Source organism: Pseudomonas sp. BW7P1 (assembly GCF_024981055.1).
GTDB classification, from domain to species: domain Bacteria; phylum Pseudomonadota; class Gammaproteobacteria; order Pseudomonadales; family Pseudomonadaceae; genus Aquipseudomonas; species Aquipseudomonas bananamidigenes.
In genome coordinates this window covers 2,015,396-2,035,483 of the sequence record NZ_CP103374.1, presented here as the reverse complement: position 1 = coordinate 2,035,483, position 20,088 = coordinate 2,015,396, and the positions used below count along the sequence as shown (strand labels likewise).

Annotated in this window: 15 protein-coding genes and 4 tRNA genes; 7 read left to right on the top strand and 12 right to left on the bottom strand. The window is 59.7% G+C overall.

Features of this window, described 5'->3' with window-relative positions; genetic code table 11:
* The first annotated feature begins 12 nt into the window (after positions 1-12).
* The gene (locus NWV16_RS09260; RefSeq protein WP_260522793.1) at positions 13-666 is read left to right on the top strand and encodes an HAD family phosphatase; all 654 of its coding nucleotides are present in this window, start codon (positions 13-15) and stop codon (positions 664-666) included.
* Between the two features lie 45 nt (positions 667-711).
* Here NWV16_RS09260 and NWV16_RS09255 read toward each other — a convergent pair whose 3' ends face one another.
* Positions 712-1,674, bottom strand: coding sequence for a zinc-binding dehydrogenase (locus NWV16_RS09255; RefSeq protein WP_260522792.1), 963 nt, complete (start codon positions 1,672-1,674; stop codon positions 712-714).
* A 181-nt stretch (positions 1,675-1,855) separates the two neighbouring features.
* Here NWV16_RS09255 and NWV16_RS09250 point away from each other — a divergent pair, with 181 nt between their 5' ends.
* Positions 1,856-3,940, top strand: coding sequence for a carboxy terminal-processing peptidase (locus NWV16_RS09250; protein ID WP_260522791.1), 2,085 nt, complete (start codon positions 1,856-1,858; stop codon positions 3,938-3,940).
* Between the two features lie 133 nt (positions 3,941-4,073).
* Entirely contained in the window at positions 4,074-5,864 is a 1,791-nt protein-coding gene (locus tag NWV16_RS09245; RefSeq protein ID WP_260522790.1) for a bifunctional diguanylate cyclase/phosphodiesterase, read from the top strand.
* A gap of 25 nt (positions 5,865-5,889) precedes the next feature.
* Here NWV16_RS09245 and NWV16_RS09240 read toward each other — a convergent pair whose 3' ends face one another.
* From NWV16_RS09240 to NWV16_RS09210, 7 genes are all read right to left on the bottom strand, one after another.
* The gene (locus tag NWV16_RS09240; protein WP_260522789.1) at positions 5,890-6,255 is read right to left on the bottom strand and encodes a hypothetical protein; all 366 of its coding nucleotides are present in this window, start codon (positions 6,253-6,255) and stop codon (positions 5,890-5,892) included.
* A complete protein-coding gene (locus NWV16_RS09235) occupies positions 6,252-11,021 on the bottom strand; it encodes an RHS repeat protein (protein ID WP_260522788.1) in 4,770 nt (1,589 codons plus the stop codon). The genes NWV16_RS09240 and NWV16_RS09235 overlap by 4 nt, the downstream gene beginning before the upstream one ends.
* 221 nt (positions 11,022-11,242) lie before the next feature.
* A complete protein-coding gene (locus NWV16_RS09230) occupies positions 11,243-11,650 on the bottom strand; it encodes a sel1 repeat family protein (RefSeq protein ID WP_260522787.1) in 408 nt (135 codons plus the stop codon).
* Positions 11,651-12,022, bottom strand: a complete 372-nt coding sequence (locus NWV16_RS09225) for a hypothetical protein (protein WP_003223109.1) — start codon at positions 12,020-12,022, stop codon at positions 11,651-11,653.
* Positions 12,019-12,360 (bottom strand): helix-turn-helix transcriptional regulator, encoded by a 342-nt coding sequence (locus NWV16_RS09220; RefSeq protein ID WP_260522786.1) that lies wholly within the window; start codon positions 12,358-12,360, stop codon positions 12,019-12,021. The genes NWV16_RS09225 and NWV16_RS09220 overlap by 4 nt, the downstream gene beginning before the upstream one ends.
* A gap of 114 nt (positions 12,361-12,474) precedes the next feature.
* On the bottom strand, positions 12,475-12,930 hold the full coding sequence (locus tag NWV16_RS09215; protein WP_260522785.1) for a YkvA family protein: 456 nt from the start codon (positions 12,928-12,930) through the stop codon (positions 12,475-12,477).
* 294 nt (positions 12,931-13,224) lie between these two features.
* Positions 13,225-13,941 (bottom strand): FKBP-type peptidyl-prolyl cis-trans isomerase, encoded by a 717-nt coding sequence (locus NWV16_RS09210; protein WP_260522784.1) that lies wholly within the window; start codon positions 13,939-13,941, stop codon positions 13,225-13,227.
* A gap of 269 nt (positions 13,942-14,210) precedes the next feature.
* Here NWV16_RS09210 and NWV16_RS09205 point away from each other — a divergent pair, with 269 nt between their 5' ends.
* Both NWV16_RS09205 and NWV16_RS09200 read left to right on the top strand, forming a co-directional pair.
* Positions 14,211-16,019 carry a cytochrome c gene (locus tag NWV16_RS09205; protein ID WP_260522783.1) on the top strand — a complete coding sequence of 603 codons (1,809 nt, stop codon included), beginning with the start codon at positions 14,211-14,213 and terminating at the stop codon, positions 16,017-16,019.
* Positions 16,016-17,182, top strand: coding sequence for a catalase family protein (locus NWV16_RS09200; RefSeq protein WP_260522782.1), 1,167 nt, complete (start codon positions 16,016-16,018; stop codon positions 17,180-17,182). The genes NWV16_RS09205 and NWV16_RS09200 overlap by 4 nt, the downstream gene beginning before the upstream one ends.
* Before the next feature lie 145 nt (positions 17,183-17,327).
* Here the strand turns inward: NWV16_RS09200 and NWV16_RS09195 are convergent.
* From NWV16_RS09195 to NWV16_RS09180, 4 genes are all read right to left on the bottom strand, one after another.
* Positions 17,328-17,404 (bottom strand) — tRNA-Asp (locus NWV16_RS09195).
* A 19-nt stretch (positions 17,405-17,423) separates the two neighbouring features.
* Positions 17,424-17,499 (bottom strand) — tRNA-Val (locus tag NWV16_RS09190).
* A 191-nt stretch (positions 17,500-17,690) separates the two neighbouring features.
* Positions 17,691-17,767: transfer RNA gene (locus NWV16_RS09185), tRNA-Asp, on the bottom strand.
* Positions 17,768-17,786: 19 nt separating this feature from the next.
* Positions 17,787-17,862: transfer RNA gene (locus NWV16_RS09180), tRNA-Val, on the bottom strand.
* Positions 17,863-18,021: 159 nt separating this feature from the next.
* On the opposite strand from NWV16_RS09180, the gene rdgC reads away from it, so the two are divergent.
* Together rdgC and NWV16_RS09170 are read left to right on the top strand one after the other, a co-directional pair.
* Positions 18,022-18,942: a recombination-associated protein RdgC gene (rdgC, locus tag NWV16_RS09175; protein WP_065260417.1), complete on the top strand. Its 921-nt coding sequence runs from the start codon at positions 18,022-18,024 to the stop codon at positions 18,940-18,942.
* Between the two features lie 74 nt (positions 18,943-19,016).
* Positions 19,017-19,982, top strand: coding sequence for a bile acid:sodium symporter family protein (locus NWV16_RS09170; protein WP_260522781.1), 966 nt, complete (start codon positions 19,017-19,019; stop codon positions 19,980-19,982).
* The last annotated feature ends 106 nt before the right edge of the window (positions 19,983-20,088 follow it).

The following is a 20,088-nucleotide window of genomic DNA, read 5'->3' as shown; positions in this document are numbered from 1 at the left end:
AGAACTGCACTGATGGCCCTGGCAATTTTTGATCTGGACGAAACCCTGATCCACGGCGACTGCGCCACCCTCTGGAGCGAGCAGATGGGCCGCCTGGGCTGGGTCGATCCCGAGTCGTTCATGCGCAGGAACAATGAGCTCATGGACGCCTACAGCCATGGCAAATTGCGCATGGAGGATTACATGGACTTCAGCCTGGAACCGTTGATCGGTCGCACCCCGGAAGAAGTCGAGCATCTCGTCGGACCGTGGGTGGAGGACTTCATCGAGCCGATCATCTTCAGCGACGCCACCAAAACCATCGCCGCCCACCGCAAGGCCGGTGACCGGATTCTGGTGATTTCGGCCTCGGGCACGCACCTGGTCAAACCGATTGCCGAGCGGCTGGGCATCGACGAGATCCTGGGCATCGAACTGGAAGTCGCCCATCGCGTATACACCGGCAACACCGTGGGTACCCTGACCTATCGCGAAGGCAAGATCACCCGCCTGCTGGAATGGCTGGATGCCGAAGAGGAAAACCTTGAAGGCGCAAGTTTCTATTCCGACTCACGCAATGACCTGCCGCTGCTGCTGAAGGTGGATTACCCGCATGTGGTCAATCCCGACCCGGTGTTGCGCGAGCAGGCCGAGCAGTCCGGATGGCCGATTCACCTCTGGAAATAAGTGAATGCCATGTGGGAGCAGGCCTGCTCCCACATGCATCGACGATCAGCTCAGGCTTTCGTCGATCACCAGCACCAGTTTCCCGGCCACCGTGTTGCTCGCCAGCTCGGCAAACGCCGCTTCGGCATCCTTGATCGCAAAGGTCCTGGCCAGTTGCGGCTTCAGGCGCCCCTCGGAAAACAGCGGCCACACATGCTGGCGCAGATCGCTGAACAGATCGGCCTTGAACTGATCGTCGCGGCTGCGCAGGGTCGAGCCCAGCAGTTGCACACGCTTGGCCAGCACCTGGGCCAGGTCCAGTTTCGCTTCACGGCCCCCCATCAGACCGATGAGCACCCAGCGGCCGTCCTGAGCCATCAGCTTCAGATTCAGCGCCGAGTAATTGCCGCCGACCGGATCCAGAATCACATCGAACGGCCCGAAGTCCCGCAGGCTTTCCAGATCGTCGGTGCGCACCACGCCGCCCTGGGCGCCCAGTGCTTCACAATAGGCCAGGCGCTCGGCCGATCCGACGCTGACCCAGCATGGATTGCCAAACGCCTTGCACAGTTGAATGGCGGCGGAACCGATACCGCTGGCCCCCGCATGCAACAGAACTTTCTCCCCGGGTTTGAGCGCAGCGAGTTGAAACACATTCAGCCAGACCGTCGCATAGACCTCAGGCAATGCGGCGGCTTCGATCAGCGACACGCCCTCCGGAACCGGCAGCGCATGCCGCCCGTCGACGACGACCTCTTCGGCCATTCCGCCCCCGGCCAGCAAGGCGCAGACCCGATCACCGATCTGCCAGGAGGAGCCGGCGCCGACTTCGCTGATCACTCCGGAGCACTCAAGACCGAGCACCTGACTGGCGCCCGGTGGCGGTGGATAAAGCCCCGCCTTCTGTAATAAGTCCGCGCGATTGAGGCCCGCAGCCGCCACCCGGATGCGGACTTGTCCTGCATCACACTCAGGACCGGGTTCATCAACCCATGCCACTTGACCTTCAACGCCTTGCAATGCCTTCACAGTGCCTCCATAGTGAGTCTGGACTGAGCCCGAAGCTGTAGCGCCGGGCTTTTTGCATTATGCGACCGGCCCTGGGGTCTGAACGAGCGCTGAACAGCAGTTATCGTACAGAGCGTAGAGGTACCGGCGACTTCAAAGACGGCCTAATATGCGTTATCAATTGTCCCCGCGTCGAATCAGCATGAAGCATCTGCTCCCCAGCACCGCCCTCGCTCTTTTCATCGGTATCGGCCTCTTGCCGGTGTCGGGCACTACATTCGCAGCCAACAGCTGGGACAAGTTGCAGCCTGATCGCGATGAAGTGATCGCCAGTCTGAACGTCGTCGAGTTGCTCAAGCGCCACCACTACAGCAAGCCGCCGCTCGACGATGCACGTTCGGCGATCATCTACGACAGCTACATCAAGCTGCTGGACCCGTCGCGCAGCTATTTCATGGCCAGCGACATCGCCGAATTCGACAAGTGGAAGTACCAGTTCGACGATTTCCTCAAGAGCGGCGACCTCAACGCCGGCTTCACCATCTACAAACGTTATCTGGACCGCGTGAAAGCGCGTCTGGACTTCGCCATTGCCGAGCTGAACAAAGGCGTCGACAAGATGGACTTCACCACGAAGGAAACCTTGCTGATCGACCGCAAGGACGCTCCGTGGCTCAAGTCCACCGCCGAACTCGACGACCTGTGGCGCAAACGCGTCAAAGACGAAGTGCTGCGGCAGAAGATCGCCGGCAAAGAGCCGAAGCAGATCCAGGAAACCCTGACCAAGCGCTACAAGAACCAATTGGCGCGCCTGGACCAGACCCGTGCCGAAGACATCTTCCAGGCGTACATCAACACCTTCGCCATGTCCTACGATCCGCACACCAACTATCTGTCGCCGGATAACGCGGAAAACTTCGACATCAACATGAGCCTGTCACTTGAGGGCATCGGCGCCGTGCTGCAGAGCGACAACGACCAGGTGAAGGTCGTGCGTCTGGTGCCGGCAGGCCCGGCCGACAAGACCAAACAGGTCGCTCCTGCGGACAAGATCATCGGCGTTGCCCAGGGCAACAAGGAAATGGTCGACGTGGTCGGCTGGCGTCTGGACGAGGTGGTCAAGCTGATCCGTGGTCCGAAAGGCACCGTGGTCCGCCTGGAAGTCATCCCGGCCAGCAATGCGCCGAACGATCAGACGAGCAAGATCGTGCCGATCACCCGTGAAGCGGTGAAGCTCGAAGACCAGGCCGTGAAGAAATCCATTCTGAGCCTCAAGCAGGACGGCAAGGACTACAAGCTCGGGGTGATCGAGATTCCGGCCTTCTACCTGGACTTCAAGGCGTTCCGTGCCGGTGATCCGGATTACAAGAGCACCACTCGCGACGTCAAGAAACTCCTGACCGAACTGCAGAAAGAGAAAGTCGACGGCGTGGTCATCGACCTGCGCAACAACGGCGGCGGTTCCCTGCAGGAAGCCACCGAGCTGACCAGCCTGTTTATCGACAAGGGCCCTACCGTGCTGGTGCGCAATGCCGATGGCCGGGTCGATGTGCTGGAAGACGAAAACCCGGGCGCGTTCTATAAAGGCCCGATGGCGCTGCTGGTCAACCGCCTGTCCGCCTCGGCTTCGGAGATCTTCGCCGGCGCCATGCAGGACTATCACCGTGCGCTGATCATCGGTGGTCAGACCTTCGGCAAAGGCACCGTGCAGACCATCCAGCCGCTGAACCATGGCGAACTGAAGCTGACCCTGGCCAAGTTCTACCGGGTTTCCGGTCAGAGCACCCAGCATCAGGGCGTACTGCCGGACATCGACTACCCGTCGATCATCGACACCAAGGAAATCGGCGAGAGCGCCCTGCCGGAAGCCATGCCATGGGACACCATTCGCGCGGCGATCAAACCGGCGGTCGACCCGTTCAAGCCGTTCCTGGCCCAGCTCAAGTCCGAGCATGACGCCCGTTCGGCCAAGGACGCGGAGTTCGTGTTCATCCGCGACAAGCTGGCCCTGGCGCAAAAGCTGCTGGAAGAAAAAACCGTCAGCCTCAACGAAGCCGATCGCCGTGCCCAGCACGCCGACATCGACGCCAAGCAACTGGCGATGGAAAACATCCGTCGCAAGGCCAAAGGCGAAGAGCCGCTCAAGGAGCTGAAGAAAGAAGACGACGACGCCCTTGCTGCCGCCGAGCCGGACAAGGTCAAACCGGAAGACGACGCCTACCTGAGCGAGACCGGGCGTGTGCTGCTGGATTACCTGAAGCTGAGCAATCAGGTGGCCAAGAAGTAAGGTGATGGCAATTTAATGGTGACAACCCCCGGATCGTCATCAAACAGTCATCATTCTGTCGTGCAATAAAGGACTGGGAGCGGTTCTCTTCATCGAGAACGCTCCCAGTCCTTTTTTATCGCCAGAGATTGCCATGACCACGACCGAACAGCTGAGTGCCTTGAGCTCGATCCTGACTCAAAGCGTTTTACACAGCCTGTTCCAGCCGATCATCTGCCTCTCCGAGCGACGCATTCTGGGTTATGAAGCCCTGACTCGCGGCCCGTCCAACAGCCCGCTGCACTCCCCCATCGCCCTGTTCGCCGTCGCCCGCCAGGCCGGCCGCTTGAACGAACTGGAGATTGCCTGCCGCCAGAGCGCCTGCCGGCGCTTCAACGAACAGCAACTGCCGGGCAAGCTGTTTCTTAACGTTTCTCCCGAATCCCTGCTCGAAGCCGCACATCAGCCGGGACGTACTCTCCAATTGCTGCAGGACTTCGGCATTCCACCCAGCCAGGTGGTGATCGAACTCACCGAACAGACGCCGATTGACGACTTCCAGTTGCTGCAAACCGCGCTGCATCACTACCGGGCCATGGGTTTTTCGATTGCCCTCGACGATCTGGGCGCAGGTTATTCGAGCCTGCGCTTGTGGTCGGAACTGCGGCCGGATTACGTGAAGATCGACCGGCACTTTATCGATGGTATCCATCAGGACGCCTTGAAACGCGAGTTCGTCGGATCGATCCTGCAAATCGCCAAGGCCTCCCGGGCCCAGGTGATTGCCGAAGGTATCGAACTGCCGGAGGAGCTTGCGGTGCTGACCGAGATGGGTGTGGACCTGGTGCAGGGCTATCTGCTCGGACGTCCTCAGGAACACCCGCCACGGGACGCCCGGGCCTTGATGCCCAAGCACGACAGCAGCGCCGTCGCGCTGAATGACGAAGGCAGCGACCTCAGCGCCCTGCTCAATGATCAGCCGGCCGTGAATCGCAATACGCCAACCGCCACTGTTCTCGAAGCGTTTCGCCGTCAGGCCAACCTGAACTCGCTGGCAGTGCTCGACGAACAGGGCCAGCCGTGTGGCATCGTCCATCGTCATTCTCTGTCCGATGCACTGCTCAAGCCGTTCGCCACAGACCTGTTCGCCCGCAAACCCATCAGCCGGCTGATGAACGACGATTTTCTCGCCGTGGAAATGAGCCAGTCACTGCAACAGGTCAGCCGCCTGATCACCAGCCGCGCCCGACAGCGCATCGAAGAAGACTTCATCATCACCCTCAACGGCAGCTATCTGGGCCTGGGCCGGGTGATCGACGTGCTCAAACTGATTACCGAACTGAAAATCCAGCAGGCTCGTTACGCCAACCCGCTGACTCTGCTGCCCGGCAACGTACCGATACAGCAATGCCTCACCCGCCTGCTGCAACAAGGGCGGGAATCGGTTATTTGCTATGTCGATATCGACAGTTTCAAGCCCTTTAACGATATCTATGGATATGGTCGGGGAGACGAGGTGCTGTTGTGTCTGGCGCAATGCCTCAACGAACGCGTCGACCCGTCCCGCGATTTCGTTGGCCACATCGGTGGGGATGATTTTCTGTTGGTGCTCGGCCCGGAGGATTGGCGCAAACGGCTGAACCAATTGCTTGATGATTTCCAGAGCCAATGCCGTCGCTTCTACCGCCCCGAACACCTTGAAGCCGGATGTTTTGTTGCGCCGAATCGTCAGGGTATCCGACAGGAATTTCCGTTGCTGTCACTCTCCATCGGGGTCGTCCATCTGCATCCGGATGCTTGTGCGCAACTGGATGCGAGCCAGCTGGCGGAGATGGCTTCGCAGGCGAAGCATCATGCGAAGAATGTGCAGGGGTATAGTGTGCATTTGATTGATAGCCTTACGACTGCTGATCTTCACTCAGCGCAGGTGATTGGCCAGCGTTGATTATCAATACACGGCCATCCCTGTGTCATCCTTGTCTCTCTGTTGAAGCATCGATTTGGTACCTCAACAAGCAACTTAACAAAACCTGCATGAACTGACGCTGATCCTCTACATCGTCATCAAAATAAGTTGTGATTTTTGTAAATACAGCATCAAAGCTGTCACCGGTCTCCAAGTAGTGCTTCAGCGTATTAATACACCACTCGCGCTCATCAAAACTGTAAGAGAGAAATTCTGGCTTCATAAGAATATCAAACAGTTCAGCAAGCTCCTTCTTGTCATTAACATTCTTTGAAACAATGATCTTTTCACGCGCATCATCATGTGTATTTTCTATATCAAACAGAAAAAGCAGACCACGCAAAACAAAATATTCAGGCTTACGTTTCATTCCATAAACTCCGTATAAGAGGTTATCGGCTTACCTGCTCGATCCAGGATGACTACTGCATGTGTTTGCTGCCCGTAAATTACTCCACCTCTTTTGTATCCTTCACCAACAATTTTGCCCATATTCATCGGTTCCTTAGACGCCATTTGACCATTTCTCCTGAAAATCAGCTGCGCACGATATATCGCGTTCAATTGGTCTCGATAGCTAAAAAAATGTGTGGCTGCACTAGGTATTTTTGGCTGCCCTGCTCGTCTCCCGTTGGTATAAACCTCGATGACACCAGTTGTTGGGTTTCTACCCGTAATCGAACGTTCCTGCTGAGAAGCCAGTGTGGTCTGTTTGCCATGTTTCTCTAAGAAGTGTGCGCCTTGCGTAGCTTTCTCCATTTCATCCAAACGCCGATAAGCATTCGCCTCTGCCAACTCGTCAATCCTCGCCCGCCGCTCCTGCGCAGTCATCTTCGGCAGCGCTGGCTCGCCTTCATGAACAACCGAACCACCCACCCCATCCGGCACCGGACATCCCGGCCTGTTCGGCGGCGGACAATTTGACGTCAACCCCAACGGATCCACCCACCCCGTCGGATTCGGCACGTACCGGTACTGGTTCAACCCACCCGCCAGCTTCACCGGATCCGGCGTCAGGTATCGGCCCACCTCCGGGTCGTAATACCGGTGCCGGTTGTAATGCAGTCCGCTTTCGTCATCGAAGTACTGCCCCTGAAAGCGCAGCGGCTGGTCGAGGTAGTCGTCGCCGGCCAGTTCCACCGAGGTGGTTTTGCCGTAGGCGTTGTACCTGGCCGACCAGACGATCTCGCCGCTGTAGTCGGTCAGTTCCTGCGGGGTGCCGAGGTGGTCGAGCTGGTAGTAGAACGGGCAGGCGCGTTTCGGGCCCTGGCCGTCGAGCATCGCCAATGGGCGGAAGGTGCCGGGTTCGTAGATGAAGCTGCGGTGCTGATCTTTGCTGCTTTCGGCGACGAGGTGGTCGCCCTGCCAGAAGAACTCGGTGGTCTGGCCGTCGACGGTCTTGCGGATACGGCGGCCGAAGGCGTCGTAGTGGTAGGTCACAGTGCTGCCGTCGGGGCGGGTCAGGCCGATCAGGCGGTGCTGACTGTCGTAGCGGTATGCAGTGACGAGTTGTTGGGCGCGGCCCCGGCGTTCGCGGATCAGGTTGCCGAAGGCGTCGTAGTCATAGTGGCGATCGCCCTGCATCAGCAGGCGGTTGCCCTTGATGTGGCTAGGGCCCGGGCGATCCTGCAGCAGCAGGTTGCCCGCCGGGTCGTGGGCGAAGGCTTCCGGCAGGTCGTTGCGGCTGTGGCGCACGCGGATCAGCCGGTCGAGGACGTCGTACTGGTAGCTGCGCTGGCCGTGGCGGGTGTCGGCAATCTGTTCGAGGTTGCCGTTGGCGCTGTAGGCAAAGTCGCGGCGATACAGGGCACTGCGTTGATGGCCGACAGCGTGGGAGAGCAAACGCCCCTGTTCGTCGTAGGCATATTCGCTGAGCAGCAGTCCCTGCTGGCGCTGCTGCTCGCGACCGTTCTGGTAGACGTGGCGGGTGAGCAAGGCGCCGTTGAGGTCGATCGCGGTCAGCGCGCCGCCCTTGGCGTAGTGGTAATCGAGCTTGCTGTTGTCCGGCAGGCGCATCCGGGTGAGCTGGCCGCAGGCGTCGTAGGTGTAACGCAGGGTGCCCCAGCCTTGATGCTCGGTGATCAGCCGGTTCTGTCGGTCGTATTCGAAGGCCAGCGGGTGGTTCTGGCCGTCGTCCACGCCGGTCAGCCGACCGAGGCGGTCGTAGCGATAATCCACCGTGCTGCCATCGGGCAAAGTCTTGCGCAGCAGACGCCCGGCACGGTCACGCTCATAAGCGGTGACCAAGGTCGAGCCGTCATCACCAAACTCGGTCTTTTCCTGCAGGTGGCCGTTGCGGTCGTAGGCATACGCGGTGCGCCGGCCATCGAATCCGGTTTCCTGTCGGATCAATCCGGTGGGTGTGTAGTCCAGCCGATATTTTTCGCCGGACTCGTTCTCGATCTCCGTCAGCAACAACTGCGCATGGTCGTAGCGGTACTGCAACCGCGTGCCGTCGGGGTTGATCCGGCGGCTGACCAAATGCAGGTCGTCGTCATACTCGTAGCGGGTGATGCGCCCCAGCTCGTCGCGCTCGGCAGTGATCTGGCCGTAGGCGCTGTAGGACCAGGCTCGGGTGGCCCCGGTCGGCAGCGTGGTCTGGATCAGCCGGCCAACGGCATCCCAGGCATGGCCGGTGACCGCACCGTGTTCGTCCTGCGTTGCAATCCGTCGGCCCAGCGCATCGTAGGAAAACTTCCGAACCCCGCCGTCGGGCAGGCTTTCCTCGAGCAACTGGCCCAGGTCGTTCCACACGAACACCTGCCGACCACTGTCCGGATAACGGATCGACAGCAGCCGCCCCTGGGGGTCGTAGTGGTAATGGGTGACATGGCCGTCGGGATCGACCGCTTCGGTGATGTCGCCCTGGGCATTGCGCCGACAGGTCCATTCGGCGTCGCCCCGGCTGCGGCGGTGCAGGAAACCGTTGCGGTATTCGTAGGACGTCGGCGCGTCGTCCGGCGGAATCAGCGCGATCAGCCGTCCGGCATCGTCGTAGCGGTACTCGGTGACCGCCCCCAGCGCATCCTGCTCGGCGATCAACCGACCCTGCGCATCGTAGGCCTTGCGCTGCTCACCCCCGTCGGCGGCGACCTGCCGCACCAGCCGCGCCGTGTCGTCGTGGACATAAACCTCTTCGCGGCCGTCGACGTACTGCACCCGCACGCTGCCGGCGTCGTCCCAGACGTAACGCGTGTCCATCTGCGAAAACGACGCCCAGTGCCGCACGCAGCGCGCAGCCTTGCCCTCGCGCTCCCACGCCCAGAAAAAACTCGCGCCGCCCGTTAACTGCCGCTGCAGGATGACGTGCCGGTCGTCGTAGTCGTAACGCTCGCTCTCGTCGGCGGCGTTGCTCGCCTCGATCAGCCGGTGGCGGGCATCGAAGCGGTAGCTGACCAGCGTCTGCTCGGTGCGCCAGGCGGCTTCACAGAAAACCTGATAATCGACCGCGACCAGGTGCGCCCGCTCGTAGCGCAACAGCAGCGAACGTCCGGCGCCGTTATCCAGTCGCTGAATCCGGTCGGAAAGATCCCGATGCACCGTCAGACGATTGCCGTAGGCATCGCTGATCGCCGTCAGACGCCCGGCCCGAAAGTGATAGAACCGCGCCGCATTCCCCGCCAGCGCAACGATCAGTTCCTCAGGCTCATCTCCGAGAAAGATCGCCGCCCGCGACAGGCTGTTGTGAATCGCCGGGCGCTCGACACTCGGCAGCGGAAACCGTGTGCGCCGGTTCTCGTGGTCAATCCAGACCACACCATCGCCCTCGACCTCCAGCCGATGGGCCAGCGAATGACTCCAGCCAAATCCCAGCCCGACATCGATTTCCGCCGCGCTGGTGCGGTACAGGCGGGTGAACTCGAACGGCAGCAGCCCGTCGAGCACGCCATCGGTCAGGGTCAGCAGCTCTTCGCCAGTGACCATCGATACCGGGCAGCCGTTGGTGCAGGTGCGGGGGACGCAATCGGCGCTGTCGCCGTTGGGGTTTTTCGCCTGATCAGGCTTGTCGTCGTGAAGCTCGTCTTTTTTCAGGGAAGCGTTGCGTTTGGCATCCCAACGCAATTGCATGCGGCCCTTCTTCACGCCGGCTGCGATACCTCGTGCGGCGACGGATTTGTACTGGTTCACGTAGCCGATGAAGGTGCTGACAATGCCAAACATCGCCTTCACCAGACGCGTCACCGCCGACAACAACTGAGCACCATGATCCACCAGGCGCAAGGTCAGATACGCAATCCCTGTCCCGGCGCCGACGAAGGTCAATACAACGCCGATCAATACATCGATCAGCAATTGCACCACGACCATCGATACCGCTTCGGCGGTTTTCCCTGCGACCTCGCCGGGTGGCAACATTTCGAGCCAAAGGCTGGCCGTGCGCAGCAAAAGACAGAGCACTGCCTCGTCACTGACGAGCAGTTGGAGCTGCTGCATTTTTTCCGGCATCGACACCGCGAACTCGGCCAACGTCGTCGCGCTTTCGCCCAGCCGATCGGCAAACGCGGGAGGATCCTTGAGCATCTCCGACAGCAACCCGATGCTGTCCCATACGCCCTCGATCGCCGCCCAACTCCCGGCCAGCATTCCGTTGCCGGCAGCGCTGGCCACCGACTGCGACCACTGCGGCCTGAAGCCCTGCCACTCGCTGCGCAACCAGCCATCCAGCTGTCGGGTCAGGCCATCGTAGGACTCGAAAAGTGCATCGATCTGCTTCTCGCTGGCCGCGCCGTGCACCACCACCCGATAGAACTTGCCTGCCTCGCCGGTGAACAGCCCCTTGCCCTGAGCATCGAGCGTGACGGACTTCACCTCGCCACCATCCACCGCCATCACATCGACAACGATGTCGCCCAAGGGAATGTCATACACCGACTCGAACTTGCTCTCGATCTCCATCGGCCCGCGTTCCGGGCATTGCACGACAGCCGAAGAGAAATACTTGTCGTCCAGGGCGACCGCCGTGGTGTGTTCACCGAAGCGTAGGATCCGCTCCATCCCCATCAACGACGGCAGATCGGCCGTATGGCTGATGCTGTCGGTCGAGCGACTGAACCAGTGCCTGAGCTGTTCGCGATAGAGATCGAGGGTGCGGGGAAAGCTGTCGAGTGCTTGCTCGATGCGTGTGGTGGCTTCCATCAGCGCATTCCCATGCGCAAAAAGAAATGAAAAACCGGGTCGAACATGGGCGTTCCCTCGCGCAGAAATCAGGCGAAGGACTTTGCGGGGGATCAATCAGAAAAGAAGTCAGGCGGGTAGGCGACAGCTGTAGGAGAAGTCTGTAATTGATTTTTGTCGAATGACAGACGCAAAAACGGGGCGGGAGGTCTCCCTCACGCCCCGCTCATGGAACACATGGCTTACCGAGAAGCGACCCCGGCGGCCAGCTCTTTCAACTTCAACTCGGCCAATGGATGCCCGGCCTTGGCGGCCATGGTCCACCAGCGAGCTGCTTCCAGGGGATCAGGCGCTTTACCCGGTGTGCCCGCCAGACTGATGGCGCCGACCTGATACGCCGCTTTGCCATCCCCGGCCAGCGCCGCCAGTCGCAGCAGCCGGACGCCCTCCTCACGCGCGCCCAGGCCAACGCCGCGAAACGTCAGGATGTGCCCGTAAAAGCTTTGCGCGCCGACATCGCCCAGGTTGGCCATACGCGCAAACTGTCCTTCGAGCCAGTGCCAGCCTCGGGGCTGGCGGACAAACCACGACCAATGAAACAACCTGCGGGCGAACCAGTAACCGGCCCGCGCCTTGAGTCGTAAAAACACTCAGGCCTCCGCCGATTCCGGGTACTCGTACTCAAAAACCCGCACCACTTCCGAGGCATGCCAGGAAGCGGCGGCAACACCATCGGACGGCCCGGAAAAACGTCCCAGGCGTTCGACACATTCAAAGAAACCGGTGCGTGGCAGGCGACTGGCGCCCTGGCTGATTACCAGGGAACTGCGCAATGGCTGCTCGGCTTTCGCATCCAGCGCGGCGAGATGCTCCAGTGCAGCGGTCAGGGTCTGCATCGCCGGCGTGGGCAATTGCAGACGCTCGAGCAAGGCTCGATAAGTCAGAAGATGGCGCTGCCTGCGCGCCTGGTCCAGCTCCCCCAGCAATCCGTCCCAATGTTGACGACTGATGCGTACGCTCACGATTGTTCCCTCCACCCTGGCACCGTCAATTCCCAGGCCAGACTGCGGCGAATCGCAGCGTCGGGCAGACGCTCTCCGCTTTCGATCATGGCCAGATAAGACGGGCTGATGCCTACCGTGCGGGCCAGCGCCTCGATGGCGATGCCCTTCCCTTCGCGCAAACTGCGTAACTGATCCAGACCAGGAAGAATCGGGTCCGGTGTGGCCGCAAGCGGCGCTGGAGCCGTTTGCGACGGTGCTTCGTTGATGCCTGCCGCTTTCAGTAGAGCCTGATACCGAGCCCATGGCAGAACCGCATACTCGGGCTCGCCATCGCGTGCAATGATCTGAATATCCATGACTACCCCGTGGGACAACAACACTTAGCGAGTCGGCACTTTTCCCTAGAAGTGTAATCCTAACAGCGGCCAAGGTCGCGGGGGGTATCTATCTGTATAAGAGGCTGTCGCGATTCAGGACTTTTTCGGGCCCTGAAGCTGAAGTTGCTCCGGTGTATCGGGCAGACGCTCGACAACCCTGAGCTTTTCCGGTGTCTGCCGCTGACGCCACAAACGGAAAGCACTGAGCTCGTCATCGAGGGTTTTCATCAGCCACGCGAGGACGGCAATATCATCGAGCATGCCGAAAACAGGAATGAAATCCGGAATCGCATCCACCGGGCTGAGGAAGTACATCAACCCCGCCACCACCGAAACAATGGCTTTGGGACTGATCGCCCGATACTCACCACGCCAGTACGCCAGACATAACGCCTGGAGCAGACGCAGGTCGTCTTTCAACTTTCCAAGCCGATTGCCTTGGGCAGCGCCTTTGCTGGCCACGGCGAACAACAGCGTCGGCAAACGGCCTCGGGCCAGGAGTCGACCGGCCAGCGGCAGGAACCGGGCGAAATTCCATGGAGCTTTCATCTATTTCTCCCGTTGAAATGTTATCCACACAAATTGTGGATAACCTTGTGAACAGAGCTGCATTTCAACGCTGAGAGCCCCGCTCCACAAGGGCTGAGCTCAGATCGGGCGTTTTTTACTCACATAAAAAAGCCCAATATTTCATTGACTTGGCAGCTCAGGGCGTCTAGCGCGGGCAGCTACACAATCTAGGACTGTCATGGTGCCTGTCGGTTCGCTCTGTTTACGCCGGGCGTCGACCAGATGCAACAACGCCCCGCATTAGCGAGGCGTTGTCGTCGAAACCGGGGCCAATTACTTGGCAGCGGCGTCTTCTTTGGCCGGGTCTTTGATGCCCAACAGTTCAAGGTCGAAGACCAGAACCGAGTTGGCCGGGATGGCCGGGCTTGGCGATTGAGCGCCGTAAGCCAGGTCGCTAGGGATGTACAATTTGTACTTCTCGCCAACGTGCATCAGTTGCAGACCTTCGACCCAACCCGGAATCACACCGCTGACCGGCAGATCGATCGGGCTGCCGCGCTCGACGGAGCTGTCGAATACGGTGCCGTTGGTCAGCTTGCCGGTGTAGTGAACGGTCACTACGTCGGTAGGCTTGGGCTGCGGGCCGTCGGCTTTCTTGACCACTTCGTACTGCAGACCGGAAGCGGTGGTGATCACGCCGGCTTTCTTGCCGTTTTCTTCGAGGAATTTCTTGCCGGCGGCTGCCGACTCTTCGCTCATCTTGGCCATACGCTCTTCGGCACGCTTTTGCAGTGCGGCGAAGGCTTCGACCAGTTCTTCATCTTTCAGCTTCTGTTCCTTCTTGCCGACGGCATCTTCGATGCCCTGGGCTACCGCTTTGGAGTCCAGATCATCCATGCCTTCCTGAGCAAGGCTCTTGCCCATGTTCAGGCCGATACCGTAGGAAGCTTTTTGCGCCGGGGTTTTCAGCTCCACGCTGGTCTGCGAGTCACAACCCGCGAGTACCAGGCTAACCAGGGCAACCGCCGCCGCCAACCGATGCTGTTTCATGCTATTTCCTTGTTCATGCGCCGAAAGGGCAATCGAGTAAAGCCGCGAGCTTATCAGGCCGCCACGACCAATGGCTACCGGCATGAGAGCAGGAATCTTCCGATAAGTTCAGGGATTAAAAAGCATTTTAGCAAAGGCAGGATGAAGCTTCTGTCATCTTGAGCCGACAGTAACCGACGACACTTCCCACAACACCCACAGCAATGGCCACTTGCCCCACATGGCCGGCTCAGGCATAACAGCGCAAAAACTCGACAAGGATGTTCATCTTGCGCTTCTTATTCCGTGTGCTGACGCTGATTGCGATACTGCTGGGACTGCTCCTGGCGGTGGTTCTCTACTATGTCGCCAATCCGAAGTTGCCTTTCCCCGCGCCTGTAAAACAGGTGCACTACCTCCAGCAATGGAGTGACGAACAGCGTCAGACCTATTACTTCACGCCGCAAGGCACTCAGGTCAAAGGCCTGCGTTATGAATGGTTTCAGGCCCTGGAACTACCGTTTTCGCAGCAACGCTTCGCGTCCCCCGACTATCTCGCGCGCTTCGGCTTCCTGATCGACCCGCAGCAGAAAGCGACATCGGACAACCCCGGGAATCTGCCGGTGGGCTTTACCCGACATCAGAACCCGGGCAGCACCGAGCACTATCTGGACATTACTTGCGCGGCCTGTCACACCGGCGAATTACACTTGAAGGGTCAGGCCGTGCGCATTGATGGGGGCTCGGCTCAACATGTGCTGCCCTCCAGCGTTCCTACATTGCGTGGAGGCAGTTTCGGTCAGGCATTGGTCGCCAGTCTGGCTTCCACTTACTACAACCCCTGGAAATTCGAACGCTTCGCCCGAAACGTATTGGGCGACGACTATGACGAGCGCCACGAACAACTGCGCAAAGACTTCAAAAGCTCGCTGAACACCTTCCTCAAAGTGGCATGGAACGACACTCATCGCGGACTCTATCCCACCGAGGAAGGCCCTGGCCGCACCGATGCGTTCGGACGAATCGCCAATGCAACCTTCGGTGACGCGATTTCCCCAAGCAATTACCGCGTAGCCAACGCCCCGGTGGATTACCCGCAACTATGGGACATGTGGACATTCGACTGGGTGCAGTGGAACGGTTCGGCGCAGCAACCGATGGCCCGCAACATCGGCGAGGCGCTGGGAGTTGGCGCCACCCTGAGCTTCTTCGATGCCAACGGCCAGCCGCTGCAGGGTGATGAACGTTATGCGTCGAGCGTACGCGTGCGTGATTTGCACAAGATAGAAGAAACCCTGCAAACACTTCAGCCGCCCGCCTGGCCGGAAGAGGTGCTGGGTGCAGTCGACAAACCACTGGCCGCCAAAGGGCGCGCACTGTTTACCGAAAACTGTGCCGGTTGCCATGTTCCGCGAGTTACGCAAGAAGGCGAACGCTGGGTCAAGCACCTGACCATGCTACCCGTCGATGTCATCGGCACCGATCCGAACGCAGCCAACAACATCGCCAATCACCGATTCGATCTGACGGCGCTGCAATGGAGTCCGGCGGAGCTGGAGCAAATGGACGTGAAACTGCATCCCACGCCCAAAGAACCGTTGGATCTGAGCCAGTTGTCCGTGGCCAAGGGCCTGGCTTATGTCACGGCATTCGTGGAAAACCGTGCCTACCGTGAAGCGGGCGTGACACCGGCAGAAAAACCGCAGCTCGACGGGTTCGGCCTGCCAATCGGCGTCCGCGAGAAAGTCGCCTACAAGGCTCGTCCGCTCGCCGGTGTGTGGGCCACCCCGCCCTTCCTGCACAACGGTTCGGTGCCAAGCTTGTATCAACTGCTGTCGCCGCAGGATGAACGCTCCACCACGTTCTATAAAGGCACTCTGGAATACGACCCTCGGCATCTGGGTTATCGCACCGAAGCCTTTACCAACGCTTTCCTGTTCGACACGCGCATCACCGGCAACCACAACAGTGGCCATGAGTTCCGCGCCGGCGAACGCGGCAACGGAGTCATCGGGCGATTGTTGCAGCCTGAGGAGCGCTGGGCGCTGCTGGAATATCTGAAAGTGCTGGGCGGCCCGCTGGAGGCGCAACTGCCATGATCTTCAATTCGTTCAAGAAGCCATCGTTACTGGCTCGGTTCTGGTTGTGGCTGGGTCGGTTGCTGGGTAAAACCCTGCTGTTTTTGTTGGTGGCCGGCCTGATTGGCTGGGCTTTGGCGGCTGCCTGGTTTGCCTGGCAGCACCGGGGACCGGTATCGGCACTGGAGCAAATTCCGGAAGGCGAAGCGGCCATGACGCAGGACGTGATCCAGACCGCTGTGCGAATTGTCGATCAGCACCGGGAAAGTACGCGCTACCTGCGTGACGCCCATGCCAAGGCTCACGGTTGTGTGAAGGCAGAGGTGCAGGTGCTGCCGGATCTGGCCCAGGATCTGCGACGTGGCGTTTTCAGCGAACCCGGCAAGTTCTGGCAGGCGACGATGCGCCTGTCCAACGGCAACGCCTACCCGCAGTTCGACAGCATCCGCGATGCCCGGGGCATGGCGATCAAATTGCTCGATGTGCCGGGCAAACAGTTGCTGGGGGACCGTCAGGACCTGCATGAGCAGGATTTCGTGATGTTCAGCCATCCGAATTTCTTCGTCAGCGATGTCGCTGAATATCGTCAGAATGTGGCGGCGCAGGCTGAAGGCAAGAAGGTCATGGCGTTCTTTCCGGGCTGGGACCCGCGAACCTGGCAGATCAGACATTTATTCATTGCGCTGGCAACGCTTTCCCCGCCGCCAGAGAGTCCGACGCGTACAACCTACTTTTCGGTATCGCCCTACAAGTTCGGTGAGGCCAATGCCAAGTACCGGGTCATGCCGGATCCGGACAACTGCCCGGCCTACACGCTGCCGAAACAAAACCGGGATCTGCCGAATTTCCTGCGCAGCGCACTGAGTCAGCAACTGTCCACGGATCGGGTGCCCGCGTGTTTCGTGCTGCAGATCCAGCGCCAGGACGCGAACAAGTACATGCCGATCGAAGACACCAGCATCGAGTGGCACGAACAGGACAGTCCGTTCCAGACAGTGGCCAGAATCACCCTGCCGCCACAGGACTTCGATACCCCGGCGCTGAACCTGCAATGCGACAACCTGTCGTTCAATCCCTGGTTCGGTATCGAGGCCCATCGCCCGATTGGCGGGATCAATCGCCTGCGTAAAGCGGTGTACGAAGCGGTCAGCGATTACCGACACAGCCGCAACGCAGGGCAATAGCAGCGCCGGAAACGAAAAAAGCGACCGTCAAAGGTCGCTTTCCAATGTTCATGGCTGGCAAAAGCCAAATCCCGGACAGCAAAAAGCCCGCACTTGGCGGGCTTTCCGTGGTGACCTGGCGTTCAGTGTTCCAGGTTACCGAATATGGCGCAGCGGACGGGACTCGAACCCGCGACCCCCGGCGTGACAGGCCGGTATTCTAACCGACTGAACTACCGCTGCGCGAAACGCTTGAAACGAATGGTGGGTGATGACGGGATCGAACCGCCGACATTCTGCTTGTAAGGCAGACGCTCTCCCAGCTGAGCTAATCACCCTTCGCTTCGTTGCGGGATGCATTATGCCACAAGTTTTCGTAATGTGTTGATTTAATTGAAGTTTTTTTCAAAAAAATCCGAAAACCGGTGAAACGACGCATTCCGCCTGTACAACTCAAGGCAGAAAAAAACCCGCCTTGGCGGGTTTCTTCCGTGGTGACCTGGCGTTCAGTGTTCCAGGTTACCGAATATGGCGCAGCGGACGGGACTCGAACCCGCGACCCCCGGCGTGACAGGCCGGTATTCTAACCGACTGAACTACCGCTGCGCTAAACACTTGAAACGAATGGTGGGTGATGACGGGATCGAACCGCCGACATTCTGCTTGTAAGGCAGACGCTCTCCCAGCTGAGCTAATCACCCTTCGCTTCGGTGTGGCGCGCATTCTACGGAGCGACCCACCCTCTGGCAAGCACTTTTTTAATAAATTTTCTCAGGCCTTCCAAAGGCTTAGAGAAGGGTTGGCCTCTGACCCGGCGAAGACAATAATGCCCCCCTTTGTATAAAGGAGAGACTCACCCCATGTGGTTCAAGAACCTGCTTATCTATCGCCTGACCCAAGACCTGCCTGTCGATGCCGAGGCGCTGGAAACTGCACTGGCCACCAAACTGGCGCGTCCATGTGCAAGCCAGGAGTTGACCACCTACGGTTTCGTCGCACCGTTCGGCAAGGGCGAGGACGCTCCATTAGTGCACGTCAGCGGTGACTTCCTGCTGGTGGCTGCCCGCAAAGAAGAACGCATCCTGCCGGGCAGCGTCGTGCGTGACGCGGTCAAGGAAAAGGTCGAGGAGATCGAGGCCGCGCAGATGCGCAAGGTCTACAAGAAGGAACGTGATCAGATCAAGGATGAAATCATCCAGGCGTTCCTGCCGCGCGCCTTCATCCGCCGCTCCTCGACCTTCGCTGCCATCGCGCCGAAACAGGGCCTGATCCTGGTCAACTCGGCCAGCCCGAAACGCGCTGAAGACTTGCTCTCCACCCTGCGGGAAGTGATCGGCACCTTGCCGGTTCGTCCGCTGACCGTAAAAACCGCGCCGACTGCCGTGATGACCGAATGGGTCACCACCCAGCAAGCCGCCCCTGATTTCTTCGTTCTGGACGAGTGCGAGCTGCGCGACACCCATGAAGATGGCGGTATCGTGCGTTGCAAGCGTCAGGACCTGACCAGCGAAGAAATCCAGCTGCACCTGAGCACCGGCAAAGTGGTGACTCAACTGTCGCTGGCCTGGCAGGACAAACTGTCGTTCATGCTCGACGACAAGATGACCGTCAAACGCCTGAAGTTCGAAGACCTGTTGCAGGATCAGGCGGAACAGGACGGCGGCGACGAAGCCCTCGGCCAACTGGATGCCAGTTTCACGCTGATGATGCTGACCTTCGGTGATTTCCTGCCGGCGCTGGTTGAAGCATTGGGTGGTGAAGAGACGCCGCAGGGGATCTAAGCCTCTGCCCAGTCTTTGAGTTATCTTCAAACGCCACCGCTTCGGTGGCGTTTTCACATAATAAGGAACAGGCCATGCGCGCACTGGCTGCACTGAGTCGTTTTGTCGGCAACACCTTCGCTTACTGGGTTCTGATCTTCGCCGTGTTCGCATTTCTGCAACCGGCATGGTTCCTCAACCTCAAGGGCGCGATCGTGCCACTGCTCGGGCTGGTGATGTTCGGCATGGGCCTGACCCTCAAAGTCGACGATTTCGCCGCCGTTGCCCGCCATCCGTGGCGTGTGGCCCTGGGCGTGGTCGCACATTTCGTGATCATGCCGGGCATGGCATGGTTGCTGTGCCAGGTCTTTCACTTGCCGCCGGAAATCGCCGTCGGGGTGATTCTGGTCGGGTGCTGCCCGAGCGGCACTTCCTCGAACGTCATGACCTGGCTGGCCCGGGGCGATCTGGCCCTGTCGGTGGCCATCGCCGCCGTTACCACCCTCCTCGCCCCGTTGCTGACACCGGCGCTGATCTGGCTGCTGGCCTCTGCCTGGCTGCCGGTTTCGTTCATGGATTTGTTCTGGTCGATCCTGCAAGTGGTGTTGTTGCCGATCATTCTCGGGGTGGTGGCGCAACGCCTGCTCGGCGACAAAGTCCGGCATGCGGTAGACGTGCTCCCACTGGTGTCCGTGGTCAGCATCGTGATCATCGTCGCCGCGGTGGTCGCCGCCAGTCAGGCGAAAATCGCCGAATCCGGCCTGCTGATCATGGCCGTGGTGATGTTGCACAACAGCTTCGGCTATTTGCTGGGTTACTTCACCGGGCGCCTGTTTGGTTTGCCGCTGGCCCAGCGCAAATCTCTGGCGCTGGAGGTCGGCATGCAGAACTCGGGGCTGGGTGCCGCGTTGGCCAGTGCACACTTTTCGCCTTTGGCGGCGGTGCCGAGTGCGCTGTTCAGTGTGTGGCACAACATTTCCGGGGCGCTGCTATCGACCTGGTTCCGGCGCATGAGCGAGAAGGAAGATCGTGAAGCTTTGACTCAGCAGCCCGCAGACTGACCGGGTCCCCGGCGCACATTTTTAGGTACCATGTGCGCCACGCGGGGACGACTCTGCGGCTCAATCGAGTTTTCAATCCGGGGACGGCCCCGTCAATCGATGGAGG